Consider the following 17,169-nt stretch of genomic DNA (forward strand, 5'->3'; position numbering starts at 1 on the left):
GCAGAGAATACCGTTCACCGAGCAAACGGCGAAATATAACAAAAACCACAAGCGCGGCTTAGCCGACCTGCGGCCGTTAGGGTAGATTCCCGTATCTTTGGGGCCCAATTCTGCACACACCCTTTCAACATATCTGTATGAGGAAAATTTATTCATTCTGGCTGCTGCTGCTCTTTTGCAGTGTGGCGCAGTCGGCCCTGGCCCAGCAGGAAGCGGCTATTACCGGTTTAGTACAAACCGAAGTGGGCGAGCCGCTCCCCGGGGCTACGGTTTTCCTGAAGGGCACCTTCGTAGGCACCAGCACCGACCGGGACGGCAAGTTTGAGTTGCGGGCCGATTTCGGCGACGGGCCAGTGGTGCTGTCGGTGTCGTTTATCGGCTACGAAACCCAGGAAGTGTCCCTGACCAGCCCCGATGCCAGCCTGAAGCTGGCGCTGAAGCCCACCGTGGCCTTCACCAACGAAGTGGTAGTAGCGGCCTCCCGCGTGGAGGAAGGCATTCTGCAGGCGCCGGTAACCATTGAGAAGCTCAACCGCCAGCAAATTGAGCGAATCCCCACGGCTGATTTGCAGGCAGGCCTCAATCACTACAAAGGCATTGACGTGAACAGCAGCAGCCTGCTGATGAACAGCATCAGCACCCGGGGCTTCAACTCGGCCAAGTCGGAGCGCCTGATTCAGCTTACCGACTACTTCGATACGCAAAGCCCCAGCCTGAACGTCAACTCCGGCAACTTGCTTGGGGTGCCCGAGCTGGACCTGGAAAGCATCGAAATCATCCACGGACCGGCTTCCGCCCTGTACGGTGCCAACGCCTTCAATGGCGTGCTGCTGATGAACTCGAAAGACCCCTTTTCGACGGAAGGCCTGAGCGTGCGGCTGCGCGGCGGCCAGCGCAGCTACCTCGACGGACAACTGCGCTACGCCAAAAAGCTGGGCGAGAAATTTGCCTTCAAAGTGGTAGGCTCCTACCTGACGGCCGACGACTGGCTGGCCAGCAACTATGCGCCTACCAGCGCTACCCTGGTGCCCACCAATGCCGGGCACGACGCTTCTTCCCCCTTAGGCTACGATGCCGTGAACCGGTACGGAGACGTGGGCAACACCTTCTCTCAGTCTCAGAACCGGATTAATCCCACGGACCCCACCAAGAGCTATATCGTATCCGAAGAATTGTATGGCCGCACCGTGTTCATGCCGGGTTTCGATGAGAAAATCCTGGTCGGCAGTGACGACAAGGCTAAATCGTTGAAGGTGCAGCCCACTATTTCGTATCTGCTCACGAACAACATCAAAATGACGGTTGGGGCCAGCGTAGCCCGCGGCAATGCCAGCTACCAGAGCAGCAGCCGCTACCGGCTGAAGAACTTTGGCACCAATCAGTACCACGGCGAAATCAGGGGCACGAACTGGTTTCTGCGCGGGCAGTCGGTGCAGGACTACGGTGCCGATACCTACGACCTGAACTTCCTGGGCTCCTTTCTTCAGACGGCTCCGGTAGCGGAAGGCAGCACAACGCGCAACGCAGACGTGTATTTCGGTACCTACAATGGTGCCTACAAGCAGGCCCGGGCGGGCGGCGCCAGCCCCGAGCAGGCTCAGGCTATAGCCAAAGCCCAGGCTGATGCAACGCAGCTTGACCCCAATAGCCCACGCTTTCAGGAGCTGCGCGACCAGATCATCAAGGATGCAACGCCCGGCAAGGGCGCACTGCTCAGCCCCAGCTCCCTGCTGAACGAAGGCAACGCTCAGTATAACTTCAAGTTCGGTGATATGACCGACCTGATTGTGGGTGGTGCTTACCGGAAATTCCGCCTGGGCTCCAATGGCAACCTGTTCTCGGACGACACGGAGCGGATTCAGAACCACGAGCTGGGCGGCTACACGCAGCTGACGCACAAGCTGCTGGAAGAACGCCTGAAGCTGGCCGTGGCCGTGCGCGTCGATGGGTTCAAAAACTTCGACCCGGCCGTGTCGCCGCGGGCCTCGGTGGTGTACTCGGCCGGGGAAAGCAAGCAGCACAACTTCCGCGCTTCCTACGGCCGCGCCTTCCGCTCACCCACTCAGCTCGACCAGTATATTCGCCTCGACGTAGGGCCGGTACTGATTCTGGGCAACGTGGATAACGGCTTCCAGGGCTACAGCACCACGGACCTGTCGGCCGTGAACATCGATCCGCTGAAGCTGGAGCGCCTGAACTCGATAGAAGTCGGCTACAAAGGCATCCTGGTTGAGAAGCTGTACCTCGACGTAAACTACTACCGCAACCAGTACAATGACTTCATCGGGGCCCGCCGCTTTATCAGCAACCGCGACGGTAGCCAGCCTACTCCGCAGCAGCTCCAGGCCGGTGCGCCTACCCAATTCCAGGGCGCCACGGCCAATACCCGCGTAATTCAGGCCTGGACCAACGCCAGCCAGGAAGTAAACACCCAGGGCGCCGCGCTGGGCCTCACGTACTACTTCGCCAAGGCCTTCAACCTGACCGGCAACTACTCGCTCAACCTGCTGGACGATGAAGAGCTGCCCGCAGACTTCCAGACGTTCTTCAACACGCCCAAGCACAAGTTCAACATCGGAGTAAACGGCGTGGCAGTAAACAACTTCAACTACTCGGTGAACTACCGCTGGGCTCAGGGCCACCTCTATGAAATGCCCTTCGCCGTGGGTCAGCTCGACGACTACAGCAGCCTTGATGCCTACGTGGGCTACAACCTGCCGAAAATCAACACCACGCTGCAGGTGGGCGGCTCGAACCTGCTGGACCAGAACAACACGCAGGTGTACGGCGGCCCCAACATCGGCCGGCTGGCATATGTGGGTCTGCTCTTCAACCTGAAGTAGATTTCAGTTAAAGAAAGTACCTATAAAAAGGCCTTCCCTGTTCGGGGAAGGCCTTTTTTCTTTCCTACCCACCGTATAGCTCTGCCTGCTCAGCCAGCCACAATGTGGCGGAACGTGAGGTTGAGCCGTGGGCCGACGGGCAGAGCCGTTTTGGGGACGGCGTGCAGCCAGTGCTGCTGCGTAGGGCCGCGCATGATCAACAAGCTGCCCGAGGCAATATCCAGTGAGACTGGTTCCGCCTCAATACCCGCGCGGGGCTTGGGCTTGAGGCGGAACCGACGGGTGGCGCCCAGGCTCAAGGAAGCTATAACCGGCTGAGGCCCCAGCTCCGGCTCGTCGTCGGCGTGCCAGCCCATGCTATCCTGGCCAGAGCGGTAGAGGTTCAGCAGGACGCTGTTGAACGAGGTGCTGCAGGCGGCTTCTACCTGCCGGCGCAGTTGCTGGAGCGTAGGCGTCCAGGGCAGGGGCACCAGCGTGAGGCCGGAGTAGCGGTAGTGCGAGGTGGCGTCGCCGTACCAGGCGGTAAGGCGGGGCTGGAGCCGGGGCTTCCCGAAAAGCGTAATGGATTCCTGGCGCCACGGCACAGTATCCAACAGCTCCGCGAGCAGCCGAGAAGCCGTAGCAGCCGGCAGAAAATTCTCGTCCAGCCATACTTCGGCCTGCGGCCGGGAAAGCAGCGTCAGGGGCACTTTTATTTAGCTATGCCCGCCATATACACTTTAAACAGAGCATATAGCAGTACAAGGCAAACTATCAAAGCTGGCAGCCAACGCCGACTGACGTAAGGCTGGGCACCCACATAGCGTGGCCAGAAATACAGCAAGTATATGAGAACCGCAATGAAGTTCACCACAACACTAACTATCTGAACCTGAGCGACCTGAATCTGCGGACCATATTCTGCATTGAGCCACAGCAGCCCATAGTACTGGGCAGCCAGAAAGGCTACCATAAATACTACCACCCGAATAGCCTTACCGGGCTCCTTGAGACGGAACATATTCATGACCAGCAGGATACCGCCAGCCAGAAAGGAGAACAGCATCGAAAAGAGCACAATCGTCCCCGGAGTGTACAGCGCGGGGCCGGTATCCTCAGTGGGCACATAAGCAGTGGCAGCCGTAGGTTCCACGTCGCGGACGGCCAGCTGCTTTTTCTCTTCCTGCTGCTGCTCCACAATGGGCTGCAGCTCGGCGCGGATGGCCGCAGCTTCGGCCGGATGTTCCCCGCGCCGGGCCAGCTCGTCGAGGGCGGCCAGCACGGCATCTTCGCGGTACTCCCCGCGCTTGTGCACGTACAGGTACAGCTCGGGCAGGGATTTGCGGCTCATCTTCTCCGCATACTCTTCATACATGGCACTTTAGCTCAAATGGAGGAAGCCCTCCGGCGGTCAGGATATACCAACGTAAAACCACGGGCACCCGGTGAAAGTTGCCCGGAATCTTATACTTCGGCCCAGGCGGCCAGCACGGCGCCGGCCCGCTGCACATCCCGGAAAGAATTGTAGAGCGGCACCGGCGCCAGCCGAATCACGTTGGGCTCGCGCCAGTCGGCAATAATGCCGGCCGCCGCCAGGTGCTCAAAAAGCGCCCGGCCGCCCTCGTGCACCAGCAGGGAAAGCTGGCAGCCCCGCTGGGCGGGGTCGGTGGGGGTAATGATTTCGAGGCGGGAAGCCGGCAGGTTCAGGCGGCGCAGCAGAAACTCCAGGTAGCCGGTAAGCAACTCACTTTTGCGGCGCAGCGCGGGCATCCCACCCGCTTCGGCCACAATGGCCAGAGCCGCCCGATGAATGGCCAAAGGAAAAATCTGGGCGTTGGACAGCTGCCAGCCGGCCGCCCCGGGCATGGGCCGGAAGCCTTTTTTCATCTGAAACCGCTCGGCCGGGTCGTGGCCCCACCAGCCGGCCAGGCGCGGCAGCTCGGGGCTGTGGGCAAACCGCTCGTGCACAAACACGCCGCTGGTGCCGCCGGGGCCGGAGTTCAGGTATTTGTAGGAGCACCAGCAGGCAAAGTCCACGTCCCAGTCGTGCAGGTGCAGCTCAATGTTACCAGCGGCGTGGGCCAGATCGAAGCCCACCGTAGCGCCCACGGCGTGGCCGGCCCGGGTAATGGCAGCCATATCAAATGCCTGCCCGGTGTAGTAGTTCACCCCGCCCAGGATGATGGTGGCCAGCGAGTCGCCCAGCTCCCGGATGGTAGCTTCGATGTCCTCGGTGCGCAGGGTATGCTCGCCGGGGCGCGGCATCAGCTCCACAATGGCGTCGTCGGGCCGGAAGCCGTGCAGCTTCACCTGGCTTTCCAGCGCGTACTGGTCGGAGGGGAAAGCGCCGCCTTCCATCAGCACCTTGTAGCGCGTAGGCGTGGGCCGATAGAAGCTCAGCAGCAGCAGGTGCAGGTTCACCGTAAGGTTATTCATCACCACCACTTCTAGCGGCCGGGCCCCTACCAGCTGGGCCGTCACATCGGTAAGGGTTTGGTGGTAGTGCATCCAGGGGTCGTCGCCCAGAAAGTGGCCTTCTACGGCCCGCTCTTCCCAGGAGGCAAACTGCTGCTCCACGGCGGCGCGGGCCGCCCGCGGCTGCAGGCCCAAGGAGTTGCCGCAGAAGTACACGGCTTCCTGCCCATCGGGCGCAAGCGGAATATGAAACTGGGACCGGAAAAGGCGCAGCGGGTCCTGCTCGTCGAGGCGGGCCGCAAACTCAGGAGTTGGTTCGAAGGGAAACGTCATGGGTGGGTAAAGATAGGCAGGACGGCGGTGCGAGTCGGCAGATCAGCCAAGCCAGATAAAGGCCAGAAACAAATCCAGCAAATGCGCCATCACCACCAGGTTCACCAAGTAAAGGCCCGTGGCTATTTCGCGGTACCAGGGCGAGGTGCCTTTACTGATAAACAAATAAGCCAATACATAGAGCGTATACAGCCCAAAGTACCAGGCAGCCTGGTAGGGAAGGAAACTTTCCAGCCGAAACGGGAAGCCCAGCGCCAATGCTACCGCCAAGCAGCCCGCTACCACCGCTGCCACGGGCCATTTGGTTGCGGGTTGCAGCTGCCACATCTGCCAGAGCAGCACGGCCGCAAACGGCGTGGCCAGCATATAGCGGTTGATATTGGCCAGGTCGCCGCCCTGATACATCATAATGTAGAAACCGGTGCCGGTAGCGTACCCTAGGGAAAACAAGACGGCTTTGGAAATTACCGGGAGCGGCCGCTGCACTACTCGCAGCAAGTGCAGCAGCCACCAGCTGCCCAGCACCGCGCACGCCACCGCCGACAGCCACGTAACCAGCAAGGCCACGGCATCCAGCCACAGAATATCGATACCGGCGGAGCTTTGCAGCGGAAAGATGGGCTCCCGAAAGATATGCTCCCATTTGGCCTGTACGTGGTAGAAAGCCAACGCATCACCCGTCTTGATGTAAAAGATCCGCATCATGGTGGCCGTGACGGCACCCATCACCAGCAGGCCGGCCGGTAGGTTCAGCCAGCGCCGGCGCTCGGTGGAGTCCCAGCTCAGCAGCTCCGCAAAAACGTAGGCTGGCAGGAAGAGCGTGGTGGCGGCCCGCGTCAGACAGCACAACAGCATACCCACCAGCGTAAGCGGCAGGTTGCGCCGGTGCAACCCCCGCAGCAACAGGGCACCCCACACGTAAAAAAGCCCTTCGCTATAGGGCACCAGCGTGAACACCAGAGCAGGCAACGATACCGCCACCAACAACTGCCGGCCAGTGAGCCGGAATGTGCGCGCCAGTATAGCCGCGCCCACCATGGTACAGGTCGTCAGGAGCAGGCTAATGCCGACGGGACCTACGCCCAGGTAGCGCCACAAATACGGATACAGCGGGAAGAAAGCATTTTTGCCCACCCCTGGGTCATCGTAGCCCTCCTTAGCTATGGACAGGTACAGGTTGGAGTCCCAGCTCAGCAGGCCCTGGCTGGTGGGCAGGCGATGCACGAGGCCAAAACAATACAGTGCCGTGTAAACGCTTACCAGCAGCAACAGATGAAAGGCCAGCAGAAAAACGCGGTTGCAGCGGCCGGCCGCGTACCACCGCCTATACCAAGCTGGGGGATTAGCCGGCGCCGGCAAACCCGGGGGCGGCACCAAGGCGTCAGGATACTTTTTCAATGGTAAAATCGTCCAGATACAATACTTGCCGCTCCCCAGCCTGCCACAAATACACCCGGATATAATCACCCGGGCCCACGTCGTGGGGCAGCACAAAGGTTTTCCACACAAACTCCCACTGATGGAAGCGTTTGACTACGGCATGAATGCTTAGCGTCTTCCAGTAGCGCGTGGTGTCGTTGCGCACAACTTCCACTACAAAAGCCGTTTTCTGGTGATGGTTGGGTAGGTTGACCCAAGCCTGCACCCGGAGCTTGCGGGGCTGTTGCGCCTCTTCCCATTTGGCACCCCAAGTGGGCCCATAGGCCATTTCCTTGGTGAGCTTACTGGAAAAATTGCCGGAGTGCGCCAGCTCGTCGCTGATTTCGGGCGGGCGCGGGTTGGCCTGCCCGGCCTGCTCAAAGTCATTCTGCATAATGATAGTGCCCGGCACCATGCTGCACTGTGTCAGTAGAAGCATTAGCCCTAACCCAGCAGCCTGCCTTAGCCCGGAAACCACATTCGTTTCAGCAGTCATAGTATTTGGAAGAAGATATAGCGTTGCTAAGCTGCATGCTGTGTAGTCTGGATGTAGTTTGCTAAAGTAGTTTCCTTACTGAATCACGTAGTACTGCAGCCAGCCATCCAGCATGTGCAGCAGCATCAGCAGGTTGAAGCTGTAAAGCAGCATAGTAGCTTCGCGCTGCCAGCGCAGCTGCCGCCAGGCCAGGTACGTCAGCAGGTACAGCGTAGTGAGGCCGAAGTACCATATCCCCTGCCCGGTACTAAAGCTGTCGAAGTTAAGCGAATATACCCCGAACAGCTGCCAGAGCAGCATAGTAGCTGCCGCAACCAGGGCGTAGCGCCGCCAGGGCCAGGCGGGCTGCGCAACCCAGTGCGCGAGTATCACCACCAGAAAAGGCGTGGCAAAAATGTAGCGGCCAATGTTCCAGAGGCTGCCTCCCTGGTAGAGCAGAATAAACAGGGTGACGCCCACGCAGTAGCCCAGGGCAAAAATCAGCTCGGGCGGCAGCGGGGGCATGGCCCGGCCGGTGCGCCAGCACTGCAGCCAGCGCCAGGTCAGCCAGGTGCATACGCCCGCGGCCGCCAGCCCCAGCCACAGGGCCAGCGCATCCAGCCACAGCACATCGGTACCCGAAGGATCCGTAAAGGGAAAGTTCGGCCGCTTCATGGTGTGGCCCCAGTGCTTTTGAGCGAGGATAAACCCGAACGGCTCCCCGGTCTGGTACCACTGCACCGCCGCCACCAGGCCTATGGACAGCAGCAGCGCGCCCAGGCCCGCCGCACCCCAGCGCAGGGCCGTACCGCGTTGGCCGGGCTGCATGGCCCACATAGCCACCATAAACAGCAGCGCCGGCGTGAACATAGTGCTGGCCGAGCGGGTGAGCCCACAACCCAGCAGCCCCAGCACCCACCACAGCAGCTTGCGCCGCCGCAGCCCCACCACCAGCAGCGTGCTGAACACAAAAAACAGCGCCTCCGTGTACGGCACTACCATAAACAGCAGAAAGGGCGTGGATAGCAGCAGCAGCTGCAGCCGGACCGGCAGGCGCAGCTGGTGCGCCAGCCAGGTTGAAGCCCCCAGGAACATAGCGGCATTCAGCAGACCCATGCCCCGCAGCCCCAGCCCCGAAAACCGCCACACGTAGGGCAGCATCGGGAAGAAAGCGGCGTTGCTCATGCCCGTGGCCGAGTAAGTGTAGCCGTGCTGCCGGATCTGCTCGTACCAGATAACGTCCCAGCGCAGCAGCGTTTCGTGGGAAGGCAGAAAGCGGATGATGCCAAACGCGTAGAGGGCCGAGGTGAAGGCCGCCAGCAGCAGCACGTGCAGCGCCACCACGGCCACGCTGCGGTAGCGGGAAAGGATAGCCGGAAAAAAGGCCGCAGAATCGGACACGGACGTAGAGGTAAAGAGCCTACAGAAGTGAAAAAGTCGCTACTGCCAGCCTTCCAGCTTGATATCATCGAAGAAGGCGGCCTCGCCGGTCAGGTCGGGGTGCCACACGTACACCTTCACTTCATCGGAAGGGTCCAGGTCGGCGGGCAGGCGAATGTACTTCTGCACGGGCACCCACACCTGGTAGCGCTTTACTTTCTCCGACACATCCAGGGCCTCCCACACGTCGGGGCGGCGACCGTGGCATACCACCTGCACCACAATAGACGTGGTACGGATGCGGCCGCTGGGGGCGTACACCCAGCCGCTTACACGCAGCTTGCGAGGCAACGTGGCACACTTATCCAGCTTCGTGAGGTAGCTGCCGCCGTACTCGGCGCCGGGCAGAATGCGGTAGGAAAAGCGGCCGGAATGAGCCTGGTCAGATGTCAGAAAAGGAGGCGCCGGCACGCCCCAGGCATCAAACTGCTCGAAATCAGTGTCCAGCAGCACGCAGGCCGTGGGAGGCGGAGTAGAGCAGCCAGCCAGTAGCAGCAAGGCCACAACGGCTGGTAGCTGACGCCGGAAAAGTGTAGCCATAGCAATATTCAGAAGAGCAGTAAGCCGAGCTTCCCTACCAGACATGGGCAGCACCGGCGGCGCAAGCTACCGCGCGGCGCCGTAGCTTCCTATCCAGGGAAGCTTTCAACCAGATCAGTGGTGATGGTGCAGCAGCCCCGGCGCAAACCGCGCGGCCGGCAAGCCCAGCCAGTCCAGCGCGTTCTGGCCCAGCATCCGGGCTTTGATATCGTCGGAGAAAGGCATGGAGCGAATAAGCTGCCCGGGCTCCAGCTCGCCCAGCGGAAACGGATAGTCGGTGCCCAGCGTGATTTTGTCGGCGCCCAGCGTCTTCACCAGGTAGTCCAGCATCAGCGGGTCGTGCACCAGCGAGTCGACCCAGAACCGGCCCAGGTACTCGCGCGGGTTCACCGGATTATCAACAGCGCAGAGGTCGGGGCGCACCTGCCAGCCGTGCTCGATGCGGCCGATGGTACTGGCAAAGGTACCGCCGCCGTGGGCCACCGCCACGCGCAGCTTTGGCAGCCGCTCCAGCACTCCGCCAAATACCAATGAACAGAGCGCCAGGGTACTTTCGGCGGGCATGCCCACGAGCCAGGGCAGCCAGTACTTGGGCATCTTCTGCTGGCCCATCATGTCCCAGGGATGCACGAACACGCAGGCACCCAGCTCCTCGGCCGCCGCAAACACCTCGAACAGCTGGGGCGCGTCGAGGTTCCAGTCGTTGATGTGGGAGCCAATCTGCACGCCGGCCAGCCCCAGCTCCTTCACGCACCGCTCCAGCTCCCGCACGGCCAGATCGGGCGCCTGCATGGGCAACGTGCCCAGGCCCACAAAGCGCGTGGGGTAGCGGCTCACCACATCGGCAATATGGTCGTTGAGCAGGCAACTCAGGTCCAGCGTATCCAGCGGCTTGGCCCAGTAGCTGAACATAACGGGCACCGTGCTGAGCACCTGCACCTGCACGCCAAACTGGTCGTACTCGCGCATCCGCACCTGGGGGTCCCAACAGTTGTCCTGAATTTCACGGAAGAACTTGTCGTCCTGCATCATGCGGGCGCAGCACGGCTTGTGGTGCTCCAGCCGCACAAAGCCCCCGTAGCCGTACCGCTCCCGCAGGTCAGGCCACCGCTCAGGCAGGATGTGGGTGTGAATGTCTACCGCTAATGAGGTATGAGGAGTAAGGAATGAGGAGTCAGCGGATGCACTCATGGAAGAGCCGTTCTTCATTCCCTACTCCTCGGTCTTTGCTGGTGCGGGCGGCGCCATCACGGTGCCACACACCTGGCAGGTGCGCTTGTGCTCGTCCTGCCAGAAGCGGTTCATGATGGGCGGCAGCTGGGCCACGATGTCGGTGATTTCGGCAAACTCCTCGTAGAGCTTGTTGCCGCAGTTTTCGCAGTACCACTGAAAGCCGTCCAGTTCGCCGGCGGTGCGGTAGCGCTCCAGCACGAGCCCCACCGTACCGGCCGGCCGGCGGGGCGAGTGGGGCACACCAGCCGGTAGCAGAAACATGCTTCCGGCTTTGATTTCAATATCGACCGGCTTGCCATCTTCGATAATCTTGACCACGATGTCGCCCTCAATTTGCAGGAACAGCTCCTCGCCTTCGTCTACGTGGTAGTCTTTGCGGGCATTGGGGCCGCCCACCACCATCACAATAAAATCCTTGTTGTCTTTGAACACCTGCTGGTTGCCTACCGGGGGCTTCAGCAAATGGCGGTGTTCATCTATCCACTGCTGGAAGTTGAAGGGGCGGGCAACGGGCATAGCGGGCGAGAATTGGGCGAGAACAAACGGCAGCCGAGCACCTGTCGGCCGGCCTAAGGTCGGAATTACGAGGGCAATTTTCGGCCTACGGTCGTAAGTTTCTACCTTTCGCCTTGCTTAACCCATGTTTCCGTGAATCTTTCTCTTAGTTCCCAAGTCGCGCTGGTGGGCGGCAGCACCCAGGGCATCGGCCAGGCCGTGGCCGAAGAGCTGGCCCGCCTCGGCGCTACCGTGGTACTGCTGGCCCGCAACGAAGTCCGCCTGCGCGAAGTAGCCGCCAGCCTGCCTGCTCCGGCCGGCCAGGCCCACTCCTACCTCGTGGCCGACTACGCCCAGCCCGTGCAGGTGCAGCAGCGCGTGGCCGCCTACTTGGCCGCTCACCCGGCCGGCTTCGATATTCTGGTAAATAATACCGGCGGTCCGGCCGGCGGCCCTTTGCTGGAAGCGCCGTTGGAGGCGCTGCGGGCGGCCTTTGAGCAGCACGTGGTTTGCAACCAGTTGCTGGCCCAGGCGGTGGTACCGGCCATGCAGGAGCGCGGGCGCGGGCGCATCATCAACATCATCAGCACCTCCGTAAAGCAGCCGCTCCCGGGCCTGGGCGTGAGCAACACCATCCGCGGAGCCGTGGGCAACTGGGCCAAAACCCTGGCCAATGAGCTGGGTCCGCACGGCATCACGGTAAACAACGTGCTGCCCGGAGCCACGCTCACCCAGCGGCATACGTCCCTCATCGAAAAGAAAACCGCCCAGACCGGCCAGACCACCGAGCAGGTAGAGGCCGGCATGTTGCGCCTGATTCCGGCCGGCCGCTTCGGGCTGGCCGACGAAGTAGCCGCTGCCGTAGCTTTCCTGGCTTCGCCTGCCGCCGCCTACATCAACGGCATCAACGTGCCGGTGGATGGCGGCCGCACCAGCAGCTTATAGGGTGAATAGCGGGCTGATGGAGCAGGCAAATTGCTGGTCTGACTTGCTTGCTTGAGCCTCAGCCAGAAAAGCATTCTACTATACAGAAGTGCAACCATTTAGCCGTTCCGGAGCTCAGCTATCGAACCACCCGCCCAGTCCGACACCTATTCAGCCATCCAATCCTTTGGTTAAGTTCGATACCCTTTCTATTGTAGTGCCGGTGTACAATGAGGCACCCACCGTGCATCAGATTCTGGACCGGCTGCGGGTGCTGGAGCTGGTGAACGGCATCCGGAAGGAAATTATTCTGGTGAACGACTGCTCCACCGATGCCTCGGCCGAGGTGCTGACTGCCTACGCCGCGCAGTACCCCGAGCTGAACCTGCGCCTGCTCCACCACGCCGTGAACCAGGGCAAAGGCGCGGCCCTGCACACCGGCATCCGCGAAGCCACCGGCGACTACGTTATCATTCAGGACGCCGACCTGGAGTACGACCCCGAAGAATACAACCTGCTGTTCAAGCCCATCCTCAAAGGCTTTGCTGATGTAGTGTTTGGGTCGCGTTTTATGGGCGGCAACCCGCACCGCATCCTGTTTTTCTGGCACAGCATCGGCAACAAGGTCCTCACCTTCCTCTCCAACATGTTCACGGACCTGAACCTGACCGACATGGAGACCTGCTACAAGCTGTTCCGCCGCGACATTATTCAGAGTCTGCACCTGGAAGAGAAACGTTTCGGCTTCGAGCCCGAAGTGACGGCCAAAGTGGCCCGCATCCCCGGCGTGCGCATCTACGAGGTGGGCATCAGCTACTATGGCCGCACCTACGCCGAGGGGAAAAAAATTGGCTGGCGCGACGGGTTTCGGGCCATCTACTGCATTGCGCGCTACGGGCTGCTGGGCAGATAATTCAGACGAGTGACAGAACAAGAGTAAACGCGTGAAAAATCGGCTGTTTTCGACGGATAAAGGCATTGCGGCGCTACTGCTGCTGGCCAGTGCCCTGGTGCTGGCTCTCAGCTTTGGGCGGGTGCTGCGCCATCCCAACGACTATTTTTTTGGCAATGCCGGCGACGCCATCCGGGCCTACTACATCGTGCTGTACTACGTGAAGTACAACACCGGCCTGCACTTCACGGGCATGAACTACCCCCACGGCGAGCATATCAACTTCCCCGATATGCAGCCCTTGCTGGCTTACCCGCTTAGCTGGCTGCAGCACCACGGAGTGCCGGTAGTAAACCACCTGATGGGCATTCTGAACAGCTTTACGCTGCTCATGCTCTGGCTTACGCCGCTGGTACTGTTTGCCGTTGGCCGGCGCCTGGGGCTGCCACGGCTTTACGCGGCGGCGGTGGCGCTGTGCGTGGCGTTTCTGGCCCCGCAGCTGGAGCGGCTGGACTCGCACGGCTCTATGGGCTACACGGTGCTGGTGCCCCTGCTCTGGTACCTACTGCTGCGCATGCATGCGGCCCCGCGCCGCTGGCGGTGGCCGGTGCTCTACGGCATGGTGAGCTTGCTGGGCGGGCTGCTACACACCTACTTCCTGCTGGTGGGCGCGCTGTTTCTACTGGCGTACACGCTGGTATGGGTGCTACAGGAGCGGCAGCGCCAAGCGGTGTGGCCCACGGCCCTGCGCTGGGCAGCCACGGCCCTGCTGCCGCTGCTGCTGTTCCGGGGCTGGCTCTGGCTGACGGACCCGCTCACCGACCGGCCCGAAAACCCCTATGGCTTCTTTGTGTACACGGCCAGCCCATTCACGGTATTTATGCCCACCGTCAGCCCGCTGCGGGAGGCGCTACGGGCCGTGCTGCACACGCCCGAGCCCGTCTGGGAAGGCTTTGCCTACGTGGGCCTTACGGCCACCGTGGTAGCGCTGCTGCTGCTCATCCGCACCGGGCGGGTATTGGGCCTGGGGCGCTGGCGCCAGGTGCTGCGGCCCGTAGCGCCCGCACCATTTAGGGCGGGGCTGTGGGCGGCTATTCTGCTGCTGCTGCTGGCAATGGCTTTCCCGTTCCGGCTGCCCGGTGGCGCGGCGCTGCTGGAGCACCTGGGGCCGCTCAAGCAGTTTCGCTCCCTGGGTCGGTTTGCCTGGGTGTTCTACTACGTCTTCTCGCTGTACGTAGCCTACTTTGGCTACCAGCTTTACCGCTACCTGGCCCAGCGCGGGGCGGCCGGCGTGGGTCGTGCTATTCTGGGCGTGATGCTGCTGTTCTGGGCGCTGGAAGCCGGGGTGCAGATTTCCACCAAAGGCCGGCAGATCCAGCAGATGCGCGGCGTGTCGGACTTCGTGGCCGAGGCTGGCAACTACCGCGAGAAACTGCTGAGCGTGGGACGCCGGCCCGAGGAGTTTCAGGCCATCCTGCCCCTGCCCTACTTCAACATCGGCACCGATAAGCTCTCGTTTGCCAACAGCGCCAATGCCCAGTTCGAAAGCGAAAAGGCGTCTTTCAACCTGCACTTGCCCTTACTAGCCAGCCACATGGCCCGCGCTTCCGTGGGTCAGACGCTGCGGCTGGTGCAGCTGGTGGGCACCGACTTCATAGACAAGCCGTTGGTGCAAGCTCTGCCTTCGCGCAAGCCGGTGCTGCTCATCACCAGCCACGATGCCCTGAAATACAATGAGCAGCAGCTGGTAAGCCGGGGGCGCAAGCTCTACGAAGATGCCTACGCTGTGCTCTACGAGCTGCCTCTCGACTCCCTGGCGGCCACCGTGCACGCCCGCCAGCAGCGGCTGTTTGCCCGGCGCCGCCCCACGTTGCTGACCGGCCCAGCCGGCACGCTGCGCACTACGGCCCGGCCCGTCGTGCGGGTATCATTTGCTGATAAAGCCTCGGTGCGGGCTTTTCTGTCGCCGGGCGCTTTCTCGCTCGACAATGGTTTTGCCCAGCTGTATAAAGGCCCGCTGGCTGCTTCGGCTGCCGATACGGGCCGCTACGAGGTATCGGTGTGGGTGAATGCGCGCACCGGCTACGGCCTCGGCAACCTGCAGGTAAAGCAGTACGATGCCCAGGGCCAGCAGATCGACCACCAGATAACCGACACCAGCCACAGCACCGAGATTGTGGGCGACTGGGTGCGGGCTACGGCCCACATTCAGGTGCGCGACCCGCAGGCCCAGGTGGAAGTCATTTACGACAACCGCGACTTGGTAGCCGACGACCTGCTGATCCGGCCGCTGGACACGGACGTGTACTTTTTCCGGGATACGCCCCCCGGCGCCAACTGGTGCTCAATAACTATCCGCTGGGGTCGGAGGCGGTTTTGGCCGCGCGGCCATAGGCGGGCACCAGCCCAATCGTGTATCTTTAGGCCGCTTATGGATATTACCTACGAAGCCCGGTATCATCAGCTGGAAGAGCAGCATTGGTGGTTTGCAGGCCGCCGCGACATTGTATTTGAGCAGATTCAGCGGCTCGGGCTGCCGCGCACGGCCGATATTCTGGAAATCGGCTGCTCGGGCGGGCCGCTGCTGCTGGCCTTGCGTGCGGCCGGCTACCAGCACCTTACCGGTATTGATGTGAGCGATAATGCCATTGCCGTAGCCCAGGCCCGGGGCTTCGAGCAAGTGATGGTGATGGACGGCACCCGCCTCGATTTCGCCGACAATTCCTTTGATGTAGTGGTAGCCTCCGATGTGCTGGAGCATATTGAGGACGAAGCCGAGGCCCTGCGCGAGTGGCAGCGGGTGCTGCGGCCCGGCGGCCACCTCATCGTGTTTGTGCCGGCCTACCAGTTTCTATGGAGCCGCCACGACGAAGTAAACCACCATTTCCGGCGCTATACGCTCTCTTACCTGCGCCAGGTGCTGGGCAGTGCGGGCTTTCAGGTAGAGCGGGCTTCGTACTGGAATTTCCTGCTGTTCTTTCCCACGGCCGTGGTGCGCCGGCTCCAGCGCCTGGCGCAGGCCACCGGCCTGGCCGCCGCCGGCGCCGGCGACCTGAAGCAGCTGACCGGCCCCGCCAACAGCGCCCTTTTTGGCCTGCTGAGGGCGGAAAACCGCTGGCTGCGCCGCCTGAACTTCCCCTTGGGCGTAAGCACCTTCGCCGTGGCCCGCAAACCTGCCTGATGTTTCCTGACCTACCCTTTCGCGCCGTGGATCTGTCCGTTATTATTCCCATCTACAACGAGGAAGCCAATATTCCGACTCTGTATGCGCGGCTGCGCTCGGTGCTGGACCCCATGCAGCTGCGCTGCGAGTACATCTTTATCAACGACGGCTCCCGCGACCGGTCCCTGGAGCTGATTCAGAACCTGGCGGCCCGGGAGTCCGATGTGCGCTACATCGATTTTAGTCGCAACTTCGGCCACCAGATTGCCGTGACGGCCGGGCTGGACTTGTCGCTGGGCGAGGCCGTAGCCATCATTGATGCCGATTTGCAGGACCCGCCCGAGCTGATTCCGCAGCTCTACCAGAAGCTGCTGCAGGGCTTCGAGGTGGTGTACGCCAAGCGCCGTTCCCGCCAGGGCGAAAGCGCTGCCAAGAAGTTTACGGCCAAGCTGTTTTACCGCCTGCTGGCCAGCATCACCAACATTTCCATTCCCGTAGATACCGGCGACTTCCGCATTGTGTCGCGCAAGGTGGTGGAGGCGCTCAAGCAGATGCCTGAGCAAAACAAGTTTATCCGGGGGCAGATTTCCTGGATTGGCTACCGGCAAACCTACATCGAGTACGACCGGGCCGAGCGGGCCGGGGGCGAAACCGGCTACACCTACCGCAAGATGATCCGGCTGGCCCTGGACGGCATCACGGGCTTTTCGGACGTGCCTCTGAAGGTGGCTACCGTGAGCGGCTTCGTGGTATCGGGCCTGGCTTTTCTGGTGATGCTCTACACGCTCTACGCCCGCTTCGTAACCGGCGACTACCAGCCGGGCTGGGCTTCGCTGATGGTGAGCATCCTGTTTCTGGGCGGGGTGCAGCTTATTGCCATTGGCCTGATTGGCGAGTACCTGGCCCGCCTGAGCGCCAACGTGCGCCGCCGCCCCCTCTACATCATCTCCGACACCAATATCCCTATTAATGAATCAGTTACCCGTTAACAGTTGCCAGAAATAAGCGCCGGCTACTG

14 protein-coding genes are annotated in these 17,169 nt (G+C 61.5%); 5 read left to right on the forward strand and 9 right to left on the reverse strand.

The window, feature by feature from the left end:
• Positions 1–137 precede the first annotated feature (137 nt).
• Complete coding sequence (locus tag LRS06_RS09230; RefSeq protein WP_257871229.1) at positions 138–2,843, forward strand: TonB-dependent receptor; 2,706 nt, start codon at positions 138–140, stop codon at positions 2,841–2,843.
• Positions 2,844–2,932: 89 nt separating this feature from the next.
• On the opposite strand, the gene LRS06_RS09235 is transcribed toward LRS06_RS09230, so the two are convergent.
• The 9 genes from LRS06_RS09235 to LRS06_RS09275 all read right to left on the reverse strand — a co-directional run bounded on the left by LRS06_RS09235 (position 2,933) and on the right by LRS06_RS09275 (position 11,193).
• A complete protein-coding gene (locus LRS06_RS09235) occupies positions 2,933–3,532 on the reverse strand; it encodes an alpha-ketoglutarate-dependent dioxygenase AlkB (protein ID WP_257871230.1) in 600 nt (199 codons plus the stop codon).
• A gap of 2 nt (positions 3,533–3,534) precedes the next feature.
• Complete coding sequence (locus tag LRS06_RS09240) at positions 3,535–4,173, reverse strand: hypothetical protein (RefSeq protein WP_257871231.1); 639 nt, start codon at positions 4,171–4,173, stop codon at positions 3,535–3,537.
• 113 nt (positions 4,174–4,286) lie between these two features.
• The gene (gene kynU / locus LRS06_RS09245) at positions 4,287–5,570 is read right to left on the reverse strand and encodes a kynureninase (protein WP_257871232.1); all 1,284 of its coding nucleotides are present in this window, start codon (positions 5,568–5,570) and stop codon (positions 4,287–4,289) included.
• Positions 5,571–5,612: 42 nt separating this feature from the next.
• On the reverse strand, positions 5,613–6,968 hold the full coding sequence (locus tag LRS06_RS09250; RefSeq protein WP_257871233.1) for a hypothetical protein: 1,356 nt from the start codon (positions 6,966–6,968) through the stop codon (positions 5,613–5,615).
• Complete coding sequence (locus tag LRS06_RS09255) at positions 6,952–7,428, reverse strand: hypothetical protein (RefSeq protein ID WP_257871234.1); 477 nt, start codon at positions 7,426–7,428, stop codon at positions 6,952–6,954. Before LRS06_RS09255 ends, LRS06_RS09250 begins: the two co-directional genes overlap by 17 nt.
• 132 nt (positions 7,429–7,560) lie before the next feature.
• Positions 7,561–8,865, reverse strand: coding sequence for a hypothetical protein (locus LRS06_RS09260; RefSeq protein ID WP_257871235.1), 1,305 nt, complete (start codon positions 8,863–8,865; stop codon positions 7,561–7,563).
• Between the two features lie 39 nt (positions 8,866–8,904).
• Positions 8,905–9,444 carry a hypothetical protein gene (locus LRS06_RS09265; RefSeq protein WP_257871236.1) on the reverse strand — a complete coding sequence of 180 codons (540 nt, stop codon included), beginning with the start codon at positions 9,442–9,444 and terminating at the stop codon, positions 8,905–8,907.
• 114 nt (positions 9,445–9,558) lie between these two features.
• Positions 9,559–10,635, reverse strand: a complete 1,077-nt coding sequence (locus LRS06_RS09270; RefSeq protein WP_257871237.1) for an amidohydrolase family protein — start codon at positions 10,633–10,635, stop codon at positions 9,559–9,561.
• Positions 10,636–10,656: 21 nt separating this feature from the next.
• On the reverse strand, positions 10,657–11,193 hold the full coding sequence (locus LRS06_RS09275; protein WP_257871238.1) for a 3-hydroxyanthranilate 3,4-dioxygenase: 537 nt from the start codon (positions 11,191–11,193) through the stop codon (positions 10,657–10,659).
• Between the two features lie 132 nt (positions 11,194–11,325).
• On the opposite strand from LRS06_RS09275, the gene LRS06_RS09280 reads away from it, so the two are divergent.
• The 4 genes from LRS06_RS09280 (at position 11,326) to LRS06_RS09295 (ending at position 17,140) form a co-directional block, all read left to right on the forward strand.
• Positions 11,326–12,117 (forward strand): SDR family oxidoreductase, encoded by a 792-nt coding sequence (locus LRS06_RS09280; RefSeq protein WP_257871239.1) that lies wholly within the window; start codon positions 11,326–11,328, stop codon positions 12,115–12,117.
• A 166-nt stretch (positions 12,118–12,283) separates the two neighbouring features.
• On the forward strand, positions 12,284–13,009 hold the full coding sequence (locus tag LRS06_RS09285) for a glycosyltransferase family 2 protein (RefSeq protein ID WP_257871240.1): 726 nt from the start codon (positions 12,284–12,286) through the stop codon (positions 13,007–13,009).
• Between the two features lie 31 nt (positions 13,010–13,040).
• A complete protein-coding gene (locus LRS06_RS09290) occupies positions 13,041–16,169 on the forward strand; it encodes a class I SAM-dependent methyltransferase (RefSeq protein ID WP_257871241.1) in 3,129 nt (1,042 codons plus the stop codon).
• Entirely contained in the window at positions 16,169–17,140 is a 972-nt protein-coding gene (locus tag LRS06_RS09295) for a glycosyltransferase family 2 protein (RefSeq protein ID WP_257871242.1), read from the forward strand. Before LRS06_RS09290 ends, LRS06_RS09295 begins: the two co-directional genes overlap by 1 nt.
• Positions 17,141–17,169 lie beyond the last annotated feature (29 nt).

This window comes from Hymenobacter sp. J193 (assembly GCF_024700075.1).
GTDB lineage: Bacteria > Bacteroidota > Bacteroidia > Cytophagales > Hymenobacteraceae > Hymenobacter.

What these genes read in the sequence shown, in the direction of transcription:
- LRS06_RS09275 (WP_257871238.1), bottom strand. Translation starts at nt 11,193, where the DNA reads ATGCCCGTTGCCCGCCCCTTCAACTTCCAGCAGTGGATAGATGAACAC.
- LRS06_RS09295 (WP_257871242.1), top strand. Translation starts at nt 16,169, where the DNA reads ATGTTTCCTGACCTACCCTTTCGCGCCGTGGATCTGTCCGTTATTATT.
- LRS06_RS09265 (WP_257871236.1), bottom strand. Translation starts at nt 9,444, where the DNA reads ATGGCTACACTTTTCCGGCGTCAGCTACCAGCCGTTGTGGCCTTGCTG.
- LRS06_RS09255 (WP_257871234.1), bottom strand. Translation starts at nt 7,428, where the DNA reads ATGCTTCTACTGACACAGTGCAGCATGGTGCCGGGCACTATCATTATG.
- kynU (WP_257871232.1), bottom strand. Translation starts at nt 5,570, where the DNA reads ATGACGTTTCCCTTCGAACCAACTCCTGAGTTTGCGGCCCGCCTCGAC.
- LRS06_RS09270 (WP_257871237.1), bottom strand. Translation starts at nt 10,635, where the DNA reads ATGAGTGCATCCGCTGACTCCTCATTCCTTACTCCTCATACCTCATTA.
- LRS06_RS09230 (WP_257871229.1), top strand. Translation starts at nt 138, where the DNA reads ATGAGGAAAATTTATTCATTCTGGCTGCTGCTGCTCTTTTGCAGTGTG.
- LRS06_RS09240 (WP_257871231.1), bottom strand. Translation starts at nt 4,173, where the DNA reads ATGAGCCGCAAATCCCTGCCCGAGCTGTACCTGTACGTGCACAAGCGC.